This window comes from Rhizobium sp. BK661 (genome assembly GCF_024808825.1).
Lineage (GTDB): Bacteria > Pseudomonadota > Alphaproteobacteria > Rhizobiales > Rhizobiaceae > Rhizobium.
This window is the reverse complement of the sequence record NZ_JANTYT010000011.1, coordinates 78,142-91,554: the sequence shown is the minus strand read 5'-3', so window position 1 is coordinate 91,554 and position 13,413 is coordinate 78,142. Positions and strand designations below refer to the sequence as shown.

At 57.5% G+C, this 13,413-nt stretch carries 10 protein-coding genes; 4 read left to right on the top strand and 6 right to left on the bottom strand.

The window, feature by feature from the left end; all coding sequences use genetic code 11:
• Positions 1 to 83: 83 nt before the first annotated feature.
• A complete protein-coding gene (locus tag FHX16_RS21030; protein WP_259130202.1) occupies positions 84 to 1,994 on the bottom strand; it encodes a caspase family protein in 1,911 nt (636 codons plus the stop codon).
• A gap of 882 nt (positions 1,995 to 2,876) precedes the next feature.
• On the opposite strand from FHX16_RS21030, the gene FHX16_RS21025 reads away from it, so the two are divergent.
• The 3 genes from FHX16_RS21025 to FHX16_RS21015 all read left to right on the top strand — a co-directional run bounded on the left by FHX16_RS21025 (position 2,877) and on the right by FHX16_RS21015 (position 7,131).
• Positions 2,877 to 3,002, top strand: a complete 126-nt coding sequence (locus FHX16_RS21025; RefSeq protein WP_259130200.1) for a hypothetical protein — start codon at positions 2,877 to 2,879, stop codon at positions 3,000 to 3,002.
• A 92-nt stretch (positions 3,003 to 3,094) separates the two neighbouring features.
• The gene (locus FHX16_RS21020; RefSeq protein ID WP_183863889.1) at positions 3,095 to 5,884 is read left to right on the top strand and encodes a hypothetical protein; all 2,790 of its coding nucleotides are present in this window, start codon (positions 3,095 to 3,097) and stop codon (positions 5,882 to 5,884) included.
• A gap of 221 nt (positions 5,885 to 6,105) precedes the next feature.
• Positions 6,106 to 7,131: a hydroxyacid dehydrogenase gene (locus FHX16_RS21015; protein WP_183863888.1), complete on the top strand. Its 1,026-nt coding sequence runs from the start codon at positions 6,106 to 6,108 to the stop codon at positions 7,129 to 7,131.
• Between the two features lie 157 nt (positions 7,132 to 7,288).
• Here the strand turns inward: FHX16_RS21015 and FHX16_RS21010 are convergent, their stop codons facing one another.
• The 5 genes from FHX16_RS21010 to FHX16_RS20990 all read right to left on the bottom strand — a co-directional run bounded on the left by FHX16_RS21010 (position 7,289) and on the right by FHX16_RS20990 (position 12,043).
• On the bottom strand, positions 7,289 to 7,426 hold the full coding sequence (locus tag FHX16_RS21010) for a hypothetical protein (RefSeq protein ID WP_183757084.1): 138 nt from the start codon (positions 7,424 to 7,426) through the stop codon (positions 7,289 to 7,291).
• A 24-nt stretch (positions 7,427 to 7,450) separates the two neighbouring features.
• Positions 7,451 to 8,452 carry an ABC transporter permease gene (locus FHX16_RS21005; RefSeq protein WP_259130196.1) on the bottom strand — a complete coding sequence of 334 codons (1,002 nt, stop codon included), beginning with the start codon at positions 8,450 to 8,452 and terminating at the stop codon, positions 7,451 to 7,453.
• Between the two features lie 12 nt (positions 8,453 to 8,464).
• A complete protein-coding gene (locus FHX16_RS21000; RefSeq protein ID WP_246712683.1) occupies positions 8,465 to 9,406 on the bottom strand; it encodes an ABC transporter permease in 942 nt (313 codons plus the stop codon).
• 61 nt (positions 9,407 to 9,467) lie between these two features.
• The gene (locus tag FHX16_RS20995) at positions 9,468 to 10,961 is read right to left on the bottom strand and encodes a sugar ABC transporter ATP-binding protein (RefSeq protein WP_183863885.1); all 1,494 of its coding nucleotides are present in this window, start codon (positions 10,959 to 10,961) and stop codon (positions 9,468 to 9,470) included.
• A 98-nt stretch (positions 10,962 to 11,059) separates the two neighbouring features.
• Positions 11,060 to 12,043, bottom strand: a complete 984-nt coding sequence (locus FHX16_RS20990; RefSeq protein ID WP_183757080.1) for an ABC transporter substrate-binding protein — start codon at positions 12,041 to 12,043, stop codon at positions 11,060 to 11,062.
• Between the two features lie 166 nt (positions 12,044 to 12,209).
• On the opposite strand from FHX16_RS20990, the gene FHX16_RS20985 reads away from it, so the two are divergent.
• Positions 12,210 to 13,313: a LacI family DNA-binding transcriptional regulator gene (locus tag FHX16_RS20985; protein ID WP_183757079.1), complete on the top strand. Its 1,104-nt coding sequence runs from the start codon at positions 12,210 to 12,212 to the stop codon at positions 13,311 to 13,313.
• Positions 13,314 to 13,413 lie beyond the last annotated feature (100 nt).

Genomic DNA, 13,413 nt, shown 5'->3' with positions numbered 1-13,413 from the left:
CGTCACGACAGGCGACGCTCCCATTCGATCACACTGCTGCTTTCTCCTCCTGGCCTCTCATGCCGAAGAGTGGGGTCAAGGCGTCAGATCGCAAAAGGCGACTGGGCATCGAACACGGGGTTCTTCGGACCAATCATCCAGTGATTGGGAGATTGCGTTTCCGGCAGCTTCCTCAAGATCGCAGCATGGAAGGCCGCATAGTCGCGGCTGAAGCGGCCATGGTCCCACACGCTGATCAAAGCCGCGGTAAACGCACCATTCCCGGGGCCGTCGAGCGACACCTGATTATCTTGGCATCCGGACATCAGCCGGACACTGCACGAGATCGGTGTATCGGTGGCGCGCTTGACACTTTGCGCTTCCACGCTGGAGAGCGAACTTCCGAGCTTGCTGTAGAAGTCGCGGTTCTGCCGGAACGTCCGACTGGCGATGTTGATGGGCATCGCCCGTGCCAGCGGACTGCTGACAACAGCGACATCGGTAGTGGCGTCGGGAACGACTGCCCTGATGACGGTACCGCTGTGGCAGCTGTCCGAAACCACCAGAACCCGGACACCGGGCCTGAATTTTGACCAGAACTGATAAAGCTCATCGTCAATAAGCTGGCCATCAAACAGGCACCAGGTTTCGTCGACGCCATCCTCTTCGTCGCCATTGAAATCGGGAACCTGGCCACCGTGGCCCGAATAGCTGACGAAGAAGATATCACCCTCCTTCAGCTCCTGCGCCGCCTTCTTGAATACTTTGGTAACGTTTTCGCGTGTCGCATTTTCCGTGAGCAGGAGGGTCGCGTCGTATCCCAGGCCCGTGGCAATCTCATGCATGTCCTGTGCATCGAATTCGCAGGCATTCAATGGGCCGGCCCATCCCGCATAATGAGCAGGATCGATGGCATTCAGACCGATGTGAAGCGCGATGCCGCGAGGACCGTCACTGGGCCTAGCACTCTGTGGAACCGCCCTTGACGGTCGCACTGCAGGACGGGCACTGCTGGTTTCAGTTGCCCTCGCAGCCCGCGCCTTATTAGCCCTGTAATCGACATCTCTGGTCCTCGGCTTTAGTTGCTCGATGACGGTCGCGAACTTTTTGGCAACTTTCCTATAGCCATCGTTTGTCGGATGGAGCTCGTCAAACCATTCATCTGCCGGCACCGTGTTGCGGCAATCGATATAGTGGAGCCTTGCTGACGTGGACTGCAGGAGACCAAGTCTCTCGTTGAAGCGATCGATCATCACCCGAGCGATTGCCCGCTGAAGCTCAGGATCGGTGATGCCCCTGGATGCCATGGGCTTGCCGATCCAGGGCCCATTCGCAGGCCTTGCGTAGTCATATCCATGACAGACAATATGAACGTTCGGAAACTTCTGGGCGACCTGCCTGACCAGTTTCGAGTATATCCCTATCGCTTCATCGAGGATGAGATTGAAGGAAGGACGCAGATGCGCGGCCGGCGATTTTGCCGGGTCGAAGTCGAATAGGTGTGCGGCCAGGTTTCCGCCAGCAACGACATCATTGCCGCCGCCACTGAACAGGAAGATCGAGGCTCCGGTATTGGCAATCGCGTCCAGATATTCGGCTTCGCGAAACATGTTTGACAGTGTGTCACCAGCGGCATCCAGACTGAAGACTGCGTAGTCCTGCATCAGGTCGTCTATGACGTCTTCCAGCTTGAAGGGATATTGGAACCAGCTGTCTCCTTCCGAGACAAGGATCGGCCCCCGGTAGCTTCCGCTTCCCACGCGGGCATTGAACGCGAAATGCCTGCGCAGGCGCGCGATGAAATTGGCACTGTTGAGCAGTGCCGCACTCCGCTCCGTGCCTTCTGCCGTTTGCGGCACGCTGACCGTGTCCGGGTTCACGGTCAGAACCGGGTTGAAGGGACCAGATCGGTCTTCATCAACCAGAAAATACCGGGCGAGTTCCTCGTCCGAAAGAGATGCGTCGGCAAGCCGGCGATTGAGTTCTTCAAGAGATATTTTTCCGTTGGAAGGCATGGACTTTCTCCTCTGGCAATGTCGCGGGCCTGGTCGCTCGGATCCGGCTTAGGATTCGCGAAGCAGGTTCGCTTCTCAGATCGGGTCGGGTTGGGAACCGGCCGCATGATGCATCCATCAAAAACTCGTCGAACCTGACTGGCCCCGCCATCGCCTCTGGATCGAGCCACGTGCTGGTCTCCGTTCAGGCCTTTGCAACGGACGTTCCGACGCCTCCTGCGAGCGGAAGAACGAAAAGGGCTATCGTTGCGGTCGGGCATCGACCGTGAACGGATGCCGACGCTGAGGCGGACGGCCCAGTCGTAAAAACACCTTTGCCGTTCCGATGTCGTCGCTCCCACCCAACCGGTGCGGGCATTTTACGCGAGCAGATGACACGTTGGCAGGCAGCGTGTCCGGCGGGGAGGGGCCGAACGATTGGCAAATGGACATAATTGCAAAGGTGCGCGCCATCTATCAGGACTCTCGGCTCTGTAGAAACGCGATCAAGGATGCTCACTATCACGCCCCCCAGGCAACGCGAGCGGACAAAAGTATGCGGCGCATCAACGCCATGACCACCACGACAGGTTAGCCAAGAAAAGCAACCTGAGACAGCCGATCCGGCTCAAGCGAAGATTATCAGAGAATTGGACTGCCAACCTGTCGAGCTATTGGCAATGATGAAATGCAGCCAAGCTCGCGTTGCATTCCCGCAATGATACACCGCAATGTAGAGGTGGCAAGCAGTATATTCAGCGTCCGCTAACATTCGGAAGGCACGACTGTTGAAGTAAATGATTCCAACGATTAGCCTACCATAGATGGTTGAATTTAGACAATATTGGGCCTAAGATACTACTATCGCGCACATTCCCGTAATACGAATGTGGAGGGACGCAAATGACAAAGAAGACTTTGTTTATTGTGGCTGCCTTTGCGCTGGCTCTGGCCATGACAGGCTCGATGGGCCTGCACCCGTCCATTGCGCTGGCCGGTCCATGCAATCCACAGCAACAACAATGCTAGGCTGAACCAACGTTTGCGAGGAAGTCGCAAGGGTGTACTCAAAATCCGCGTACTGGCCATCGACGGTTCCCGATTCATTATGGCAATTTGGTTTGCTTGTACCAGGGAGCCGTAGGGATTTTCCGTTCGTTGGCATCGCGGTAACCGGCCAGTTCGTCCTAGCCTTCGCAGCTGGGTGCGCTCTGATTTGTGCGTTTGCCTGGAAGCGATTTTCAGAACCCACCTACGACGTCAATGCAAGCGCGTTTCGCGACTTCAGGGATTTGACGATCTGGAACCTGAAGGACAGTTTCTCGCTGAGGCGGGCCTACGCGATATACTGCATATCCCTGATCTTCATTTATGCGACGCTTGCGTTCTTTGGGCGGGTGATCGTCCAGCTCTTTGACGCACTCAATGTTTCCGGTCTGCAGATTGGTATGGGGACCATCGAATTCGACTCCTGGAAGTGGCCCCTCTTTCTGGCGCTTGGTATCTCGGGTTTTGCTCCTCTGATCAATCCACTGGTTCCCGCCGAAAACTGGCTACGCCGGTTCTCCCATGAGGTGGTAGGCATTCCGACTCGTCTCAAGGAAAAGACAATCCGCATAAAGACGCTGATCGATGGTGCTCCATCCGATGACAGTCGTCGTAAGGCGTCAGCGCTTGCGCAGCGCGTTCTCGGTCCGAAACTCAACAGCTTTTTTGCGTTGGAGCGAAACCTCAAATACGTCGTCCATTGGTCATATGAAGAACACGTGGAATGGTCCGACCCCGAAATCCGAAGAAAGCTGAACGAGTATGAACGAAACGTCCGCGACGAGGCCGAGAATGCCCTGACGGATTTCCAGTATCTGACCGATCCGGCGAGGACGCCAGACCGGTCAACGGCAGACGAGGACCGGATCAAGGATCTCGAAAAGCGGTTATTGAACAACACCCGCCTGCTCGAAGATCTTCGGGATCGGTTCTCCTTGATCATGGCCATTTACTGCGAGTATGGCTCTCGCTTCGACAAGATGAAGCCCGGCCGCCTAAGAGACAGCATCATCGAGAAAGTGGTCGACAAACGCGAGATGGCGGCGACCGGATTGCCGCTCTACGGGTTCGTGATCGTCTTCGTCGGATACTTCCTCGTAATACGGGCGCAATGGCACCCGCTCATTTCCTCGGTTCCGCTCACTGATCAGGCGGTGGCCATGAGTGCGGCGCTCGAAACAGCAAAGGTCTTCCTGCTGGTGTGGCTGCCGTCGACTGTCGTCGCATCTTTTGTCAGCGTTGTTTACGGCACCGGCCTATCGGAATCTCCGCTCAACAAGAGCGTCGCGTGGGCGACGATCTCCGGTGCAATTGGCGCTTTCGCTGTGGCGGCCAGCGGAATGACTCTCGTTGCAATGCTCTATTCGGCGCTGCCGGCCAGCAACGTTTCCCAGATGTGGCAAAGCCTCTTCGGATCAGGGAGCTGGACGGGTGCACTTCTCTACTATCTTTTGCTTACGCCGGTTGCCATCATTGCCTTCTGCTTCATCAACTCGGTAAGGGCACCGGACAGACCGCCGCGCTTCTCCGTCATTCTTGGCCTTGCCTCGTGTGGCGCGCTCGTGACCCTCGTCTATCTGATCGTGTTCGCCAGTATCACTGTTTCGCAACCGTGCATGGTGGGGAGTCCGGCGCAACCCGCTTCAATATTGAAGGTCGTGTCTTTGTCGGGTCACGACCTGGAGACGTGCTTTGCCTATTACAGCACACTTGACCTCATCGTGATGCCACTTACAGTCTTCTTCTCTGTCCTTGGATTGGCGCCGCGCCGTCTGCGCAGGTCCAAGATCCTCGGCAAGGCGCAGGAAATCGCCGCGACAGGTGTCGCAGTGCTGCTTGCCTGCGCGATCTTTCTTGTTTCAAGCGCCTCATCGGCGCACACGCGGGAAATTGTCATCGGGTTCAGGACAGATATCCCCCCGTTCTCCTACCTTCCTCCGCCGGACGGTAACAACGAAAAAAGGCCATATCTCGGTTATCTTGCCGAGCTTTGCTACGAGATCTTTGACAACAGTGACTATCAGCTGATCCAGGTCCCCATCAATGGAAGGAACCGGTTCTCCGCCATGAGGCAACCACTGCCCGAGCTGGGAGACAGGAAAGTGGATGTCCTCTGCGACGCGGTCACGGTTCGTCTCGACGACCCCGAGCGGACGGGTGCAGGCGTCTTTTCACCCATCGTCTTCGTGTCGGGGGTGTCCTATCTCTGGCGCTCCGTTCGAAGGTTCCGCGACGTCGAGGTCGGCTATCTCGGCAACTCGACCGCCGAACGGGTTGCGAAGGAAGCGTGCACAGTGGACGCGTTGAGGCTGGGGTCCTCAGGCAAGACCCCGGATTGCTTCACGGGACAGCCGACGGAGTGCCGCGCTGAAATGACAGCTGTCAGAAGCCGGGACCCTGAGCCGACGAAATCGCTCAAGGAGATCGGTGCGGCCATCCCCGCCTATGTCCTTTGTCCCATGCAGGATCACGATCAGCTCATCGAGTGGTTCTGCAGCAATACAGACCGGGACAAGGTATATTTTGGCGACCGTGAAATCATCCTGGGAAAGCTGGCCGCCTGGAGAGCGGCAGGGCGAAGCTGCACGGATGTGCGAGACCCGTTCCAGTCCTTTACATACGAGCCGTATGCCTTGTTGATCGCCACGCAGGACATGGCTCTCTTCGCTTTCGTTCAGCATCGGATCTACGAGCTGTTTTCACATCGCGCCGGGGCGGAAGCCCTGTTTTACAAATGGTTTCCTCAACAGACCATGTCCGAGCCTCTGGCGTGGCTTTTCAATCTCAACAGCGTCATGGACCAGGAGCAGGTCATTAGTGGCAAAAAGGAGTTCCCGAACGTCAAACAACGCCACACTCCATGACCCGGAAAAAGCCGCCGCAGAAGTAGCGTAAGTAATTCCCTACCGCTGGTCTACCGTCGATGACATCAGCTGATTGCGTTCGCGTTCGTCGCGCGTCTAGCCATACCTGATCGCCTGGCGCTCATCGTATCATGTCGCCTGGCGCCGGTAAGGAACCAGGCGATCTTGGGTGTTTGTCAACTCGATGCGTGGTAACTACCTTGGAGGAAGAGGAGAACATCATGCCCCGCGACGTGATCTTGGTAGACCCATTGCCGCGAACACTCGACCTGATCATGGAGCCAGGCGTGCGACACCGCCTGGAACAGCTCGGCGAACTTGTCATCTCGGAGGACAAACCGATGTCCGCCGAACAGATCGACGATCTGCTTCCCGAGACCGTCCTTATCTTCGGACAGACGGATATGCACACGGCGCGCCTTAACCGTGCTCAAAGGCTCAAGGCAATTATAAATGTCGAGAGCAATTTCCTTCCAAACATCGACTACAAGACCTGCGTCGAGCGTGGCATCTGGGTTATCACACCTGCAGCTGCCTTCGCTTCGCCGGTTGCCGAGGCAGCATTGGGGCTGGGGCTTGACCTCGCGCGTGGATTTACCGAGGCGGACAGGGACTTCCGTGCTGGACGCGAACAGTATGGCCTTGCCGGCAACGAAGGCACCTTCCGCTTTGCAGGGGCCCCCGTCGGCATCATCGGCTTCGGCGATCTCGGACGCCAGTTCAGAGAACTGATCCGCCCGTTCAAGAACCCTGTTCGCGTCTTTGACCCATGGCTTCCCGCAGAGGTTATTACGACCGCGGATTGCATGCCGAGCAGTCTCGAAGACCTGCTCTCCGCAAGCCAACTGGTTTTCGTATTTGCAAGCGTTACCAGCGAAAACCAATCCTTTCTCGGCGAGCCTGAATTCGCCATGATGAAGAAGGGAGCAGCCTTCCTCCTCATGAGCCGGGCAGCGGTTGTCGATTTCCCGGCAATGATTGCGGCGGCTGGATCCGGCCATATCCGGGTCGCCACCGATGTCTTCCCGCAAGAGCCGGTGGCATTGGACGATCCAGTGCGAAAGACACCCGGAATCCTGCTCTCCGCCCACAGGACCGGTGGAACGCGTGACGCACTCTATGCGCTGGGCTCGATGGCGGTCGCCGATGCCGAGTTGATCATGCGCGGCCTGCCGCCCCAGCTTTGCAGACGTGCCGACCTGGCAACGGTCAACCGGCTGCGGTCCAAGCCGGTTGATATCTCGTGACGTCGTTCGTCGCCCATTCTCAGGGCAGAAATTCGGCCTGATGAACGACGTCGGTCCCTCAACGGAGAGCGCTTCTGACGGAGCTGAACATTTCGAACGCCGAGGCACGCAGTGACCGAGGAAACATCGGCGCTACATCTGCGGAATCGTTCGGCCCTCAGGCTGGATAACGAACGATTTTGGGCGCAATCGGCACTGTCATTTCCGAAGACATCGGCATCAAGCTCGAATTTGTATCGTTCGACATGCTCGGCCGCTCGTAGAAGGTTTCGATCTCCAGGGAAAAGAACGACATACGCCACTCTCCATCTGTTCCAGGTCAGGTTTCGCTGACGGGTGCCTTTTCGCCGCGCCCCGTCAGCCTTGCCTGCAGCACCACGACCACGAGCAGAAACAGCCCACGGATCACCGATTGCCAGTAGGCAGACAAGGAGATCCAGCCCAGCCCATTTTCGAAATTGAGCACGTTGAATACCATGCCAAGCAACAGCGCACCTGCCAGTGTTGCACCCACGGAACCCGCCCCGCCAGTCAGGAGGGTGCCGCCGACAACGACCGAGGCGATTGCAAACAGTTCCCAGCCCACACCTTCTGTTGGCTGCCCCGCGCCAAATTGTGCCGCGAGGATCACACCGGCAAGACCGGCAAGCAAGCCTGAGCTGGCGTAGACAGCCAGAAGCGTCCGCTCCACCTTCAGCCCCATGAGTGCTGCGGTCACTTCTCCGTCGCCGATCGCCAGAACATGCCGTCCGGATGGCCGACGCTCGAGAAACAACCAGCCGACAACATAGGCGGCGACGGCAATCCAGGCGGGGATCGGAAAGCCAAGCAAGTCGTCCTGTCCGATCGTGGTGAAGCCAGTATCATAGGAAACCGATACTGACTGGTTGTCGGCAAGAAGCAGCGCCGTTCCATAGGCGGCCAGCATCGCCGCAAGCGTCGCGATGAAGGGTTGAATCCGCATGCGGGTGATGACAAGCCCGTTCAGCAGTCCGACGGCAAGACCAGCGGCGACGCCGCCGGCAAGTCCAGCTATCCAATGATAAGGAGACAGGAGCGCCGAAACGACACTTGCCAGCGCTGCCACTCCCCCAACAGACAGATCGATGCCGCCGGTCATGATCACAAATGCCATCCCAAGGGCGATCAGCGCGAACATCGAATTGTATCTGAGGAATGTCAGTATGTTGAACGGTGAAAGGAAGTTTTCATAACGCAGCGCCCCGAAAACAATAAGGGTAAAAAGCGCAACGACAACCCCAAACCGCGCAAGGTCTCCGGATGACTTCGGCACCAATGGTCTGAAAATCGCAGATAGCATCAATTCATCTCCTCAGGACTTGTGGGCGCGCTGCTGAATGAACACGGCAATAATGATCAGCGCCGCCTTGACGATCAGGGCGGCCGCGTCAGGAACACCATTGGCGAGCAGCGTGTAGCGCACCAGCTGAATCACGAGGGCGCCAAGCAGGGTGCCAATGATATTGGCTCTTCCGCCCGTCAACAGCGAGCCACCGACTGCCACCGCGGCGATGGCATCGAGCTCCATACCCATGCCAACAAGGTTCGCGTCGCTCGCTGAATTGCGAGCCACGACGATCAACCCGGCGAGACCAGCCAGGCCTCCGCTTATGATGTATACGACAGTCTTGACGTGGCGGACGGGAATACCGGTCAGGCGCGCCGCCTTCTCGTTGCCTCCAACGGCGATGATCTGGCGACCAATGACCGTGAAACGGATCAGGCAGAAGGCAAGCGCAGCAACGACAAGCATCAGGGCGACCTGGGTCGGGATTCCGGCGACACGGCCCATCGCAATGAACTGAAAAGCTTCGTTCTTGAAGACCTGCAGATTTCCGTTGGTGATGACCTGCGCAATACCGCGGCCAGCAATGAAGAGCACAAGAGTCGCCACGATTGGCTGGATCGCGAACCGCGTGACCAGAAAGCCATTGAACCACCCAAGCGCCATCGCGATCAGGAGGGGGATGATGAAGGCAAGCGCGACAGCCAATTCCGAGCTTTCGATCCTAAACAACGTACCCATGAAGATCATGGGAGCCACGGCTCCCGATATCGCCATCAGTGACCCAACCGAAAGATCGATCCCTCCTGTGGCAATGACAAGCGTCATGCCTGTCGCAACGATCACAATGGTCGCTACCTGCGTCAGATTCACGTTCAGGGTTTGCCAGGACAGGAAATTCGGGGTAACAACGATGTTGAATAGTATGAGGGCGAGGAAGGCAACGAATGTCCCATAGCGGCTAAGCATCACGAGGAGTGAGCCACGTGACTGCGACTGGGTTTTGACGGTCGTATCTGAAATCGTCATGTCAATTCACCTGGTGGGCCATAGCCGTCAAAAGGCTGGCCTCTGAAAGCTCTTGACGCGGGAGCTCTGCGACTGACATTCCGTCGCTAAGGACAGTGACGCGGTCTGCCGCTGCAAGCAGTTCCTCGAGTTCCGAGGAAATCATCAGGACACTCAACCCTTCATCCGCGAGGCCCCTAAGCAGCTTCAGTATCTCGGACTTGGCGCCGATATCGATGCCGCGCGTCGGTTCGTCGACGATCAGCACTTTAGGATCGGTGCAGAGCCATCGCGCCAGGAGGACCTTCTGTTGATTCCCACCGGAAAGCTCCTTGATCGGCTGGTCAGGAGACGCGCACTTCACGCCCAACGATTTGATGAAACGTTCGACGATAGCGTCCTGCCTCGCACGATCAACGATCCCTGACTTCTTCAACTTTGGAAGCAATGCGAGCGTCATGTTCTCACGGATGCTCATATCGGGAACAATGCCATCCACCTTGCGATCCTCGGAGACCAGTCCGATTCCATCGGCAATCGCGTCAGCAGGTTCGTCATAGTGTCGTTCGGAACCCTCAAAGCGGATTGAACCACGTTCCAGCCGGTCGACACCGAAAATAATCCGCGCCGTCTCGGTGCGACCGGAACCCAAAAGCCCTGCCAGCCCGGAAATCTCTCCTTTGCGCACCGAAAGGCTCACGTCGCGTACCCTCACACCCGAGCCGACGGCCGATAGGTCAAGCCGGACGGGCTTCTCCGGTCCTTCGGGGCCATCGCGACTGATCGCGGCGAAGGCTGCAAGCTCGCGTCCAAGCATGTGCCGGACCAGTTCCACCTTCGGCATCGCTTTCATGGTGCTGACGGCGACGGTCTGTCCGTCCCGCATGATCGTCACGCGATCACAAATCGCGTAGAGCTCATCCAGTCGATGGCCGATGAAGCAGACTGCGACGCCGTTACCCTGAAGTGTGCGGATCGTATCGAAAAGAACAGCGACCTCTCTCTCGTCGAGGGAGGACGTCGGCTCGTCCATGATCAGGAGCCTGGCATTTTGCGTAACCGCCCGTGCGATTGATACCATCTGGCGCGTTGCGGCGCTGAAGCTCGCAACAGGCCGATCGACATCGATATCAAGCTTGAAGGTTTTCAGAACCCGCCGGGCGCCTTCGCGCATGGCGTGGCGATCCAGAAATCCAAATCGACGCGGCTCGCGCGAGAGGTAGATGTTCTCAGCCACCGAACGCTGCGGTGCAAGATTGATCTCCTGGTAGATCGTGGCGATGCCTGCCGCCTGGCTTTCGGCGGGAGACGAAAACACTATGTCCTGGCCATTGAACCGGATCGAGCCATCGTCACGATGATAGGCACCTGTCAGGATTTTTATCAGCGTCGACTTGCCGGCGCCGTTCTGGCCAACCAGCGCCATTATTTCCCCTTCGGCAATCTCGAGTGAAGCCGAGCGCAAGGCCGCTACACCGGAAAACGACTTTGATATTCCCTGCATGGATAGAAGCATCGCCATACGCTCCACGACATCCTGACGCACATGCTTTGACAGAAAAACCGGCCGGTGCGGCAAAAGCCGAACCGGCCGGAAGCGATCAGACTGGGAGATCAATAGGCGCCGGCAAGCTCCGCCTTGGCGTTCGAGCTGTCGTAGAACTTATCATCATTGATGAGCTTCGGCTCAATCTTTTCGCCCTTGGCATATCGAGCCATCGTTTCGAATGCCTTGGGGCCAAAGCGCGGGTTGCACTCGACCACGGCACCGATCTTTCCGTCGACCACGAGGCCTACGGCTTCCTTGCCACCGTCGATCGAGAGAACGAGAATGTCCTTGCCGGGGACCTTGCCGGCTGCCTCGATCGCCGAGATTGCGCCGATCGCCATTTCGTCATTGTGGGCGTAAACGATGTCTGCATCCGGATGGGCCTGAAGGAGTGCCTCCGCAACCTGGCGGCCCTTGTCGCGAGCAAAGTCTCCTGATTGCGATGCGACGATCTCGAAACCACCGGCAGCCTTGATCGCCTCATCGAAGCCCTTCTTTCGGTCGTTTGCAGGAGACGCGCCGGTTGTTCCTTCGAGTTCGATAATCTTCGTCTTGCCATTTGCATTCTTGATGAGCCACTCGGCAACGCGCTGGCCTTCCTTGATGAAGTCGGAACCAATGAAGGTCAGATAGTCTTCGCCGGCCTTGGCAAGCTTAGGATCGACACTGCGGTCCAGCAATATGACCGGAATACCGGCTTTTTTCGCAGCCATGACTGCGGGGATGAGTGGCTTCTCTTCGCGTGGCGCGAGGAAGATCAGATCGACACCCTGAGCAATCATGGAGTTGACGTCCGCGACCTGCTTGGCAGCGGAGCCGGCAGCATCTGTATAGACCAGCTGATAGCCGAGCTTCTCGGCCGTTTCCTTCATACTGTTTGTCTGCGCAATTCGCCATGGATTGTTGGACTCGGTCTGCGCAAAGCCAACCTTGTATTTCTCTTTCTGCTTTAGTTTCGGAACATCCGCCATTGCGGTGGCGCCGGCAACGGCAATCGCTCCGAGGGCCGTGGCAGTAAGCATGAATGTACGACGTGAGAATGTAGCCATCTCAGTTTCTCCTCCCAAAATATTCCGGTATTCCTCCGACCGGCCGTGAGCAATAGACGCTTCACATGGGCGGATATTGTCGCTAATATTATTAGCAGTCAAGCGCCATTTTATGAGCACTTGCGAAATGCTGATTTGCGACGCAGCAAATCGCGGGAGGAAAAGTATGGGCAATCAGAATGGCGGCGACGTTGGTCGGCGCGGTGGTAAAACCCGGCCAACCATGACTGATATAGCCAAAATTGCAGGCGTGTCGCAATCGAGCGTGTCACTGGTTCTAAACGAGATGTCGGGATCGCGCATCTCTCCCGAAACACAGGCGAAGGTGAGAGATGCTGCTCATAAAATTGGTTATAAATTACCTGGTGTCCGAAATGAGGCTCCCGCCGAGACGATCGAGAAGGACACAATCGCTTTCATCGTCGACGAAATCTCAACCAGCCCGCATCCCGTCGTCAGCCTCGATGGCGCACGCGACTACGCCTTTGAGCAAGGCTTCCTCGTTTCCGCGCACGCAACCCGTTCCAATCCCGAACTCGAGGAGGCTGTGCTCCGGTCGGTTCTGCGCGACCCAAGCATCATCGGCGTGATCTACGCGACGATTTTCACGCGAAAGGTTCACGTGCCGGAAGGCCTCAGGAACACACCGACCGTCCTTTTAAACTGCTATGCGGAGCCGCGTCAGCAAATGGCAATCGTTCCGGGCGAGGTCGCCGGCGGCTTTTCCGCCACTGCGCACCTGACCGCGCTGGGACATCGACGGATCGGCTTCATCAATGGCGAGCCCTGGATGGATGCGGCAATCGACCGGCTCAAAGGCTACAAGCAGGCGCTTGCGACCGTCGACGTAGCCTTCGACGAGGCTCTGGTCCGCAATGGCGACTGGCTGCCCCTCAGAGGCTACGAGGCCGGCCTTGAACTTCTTTCGCTACCCAGCGCTCCGACCGCGATCCTCTGTGGCAACGATCTGATGGCAATCGGCGTGATGGAGGCTGCAGCGGAAAGGGGCCTGCGTGTTCCGGAGGATCTGTCGGTCATGGGTTATGACGATCAGGAGCTCGCTCGTTACACGCATCCTCCATTGTCGACGCTTGTTCTTCCTAACTACGAGATGGGCCAAAAAGCTGCAGAGGCGCTGATCGACATGGCCGTCCACGGCAAGAAGCTTCGCCCGATGACCATCAAGGTCGACGGTCCGCTGGTGGTCCGAAATTCCACTGGCAAACCCTCCAGTCAGGCAAGAGCAGTCGCAGGAGCAGAGGTGCGCTAGGGCTCTCGCCACGTCCATGCACAGCGAAGACGAACCGACATTGAAGCCGGTGGATCGGCGCCTATGGAGCTGAGAACCAGGAGAAGCAGGCAGCAACACT

Coding starts and splice junctions, on each gene's coding strand:
- FHX16_RS21030 (WP_259130202.1), bottom strand. CDS start 1,994: ATGCCTTCCAACGGAAAAATATCTCTTGAAGAACTCAATCGCCGGCTT.
- FHX16_RS21025 (WP_259130200.1), top strand. CDS start 2,877: ATGACAAAGAAGACTTTGTTTATTGTGGCTGCCTTTGCGCTGGCTCTG.
- FHX16_RS21015 (WP_183863888.1), top strand. CDS start 6,106: ATGCCCCGCGACGTGATCTTGGTAGACCCATTGCCGCGAACACTCGAC.
- FHX16_RS21010 (WP_183757084.1), bottom strand. CDS start 7,426: ATGTCGTTCTTTTCCCTGGAGATCGAAACCTTCTACGAGCGGCCGAGC.
- FHX16_RS21005 (WP_259130196.1), bottom strand. CDS start 8,452: ATGCTATCTGCGATTTTCAGACCATTGGTGCCGAAGTCATCCGGAGAC.
- FHX16_RS21000 (WP_246712683.1), bottom strand. CDS start 9,406: ATGCTTAGCCGCTATGGGACATTCGTTGCCTTCCTCGCCCTCATACTA.
- FHX16_RS20995 (WP_183863885.1), bottom strand. CDS start 10,961: ATGCTTCTATCCATGCAGGGAATATCAAAGTCGTTTTCCGGTGTAGCG.
- FHX16_RS20990 (WP_183757080.1), bottom strand. CDS start 12,043: ATGGCTACATTCTCACGTCGTACATTCATGCTTACTGCCACGGCCCTC.
- FHX16_RS20985 (WP_183757079.1), top strand. CDS start 12,210: ATGGGCAATCAGAATGGCGGCGACGTTGGTCGGCGCGGTGGTAAAACC.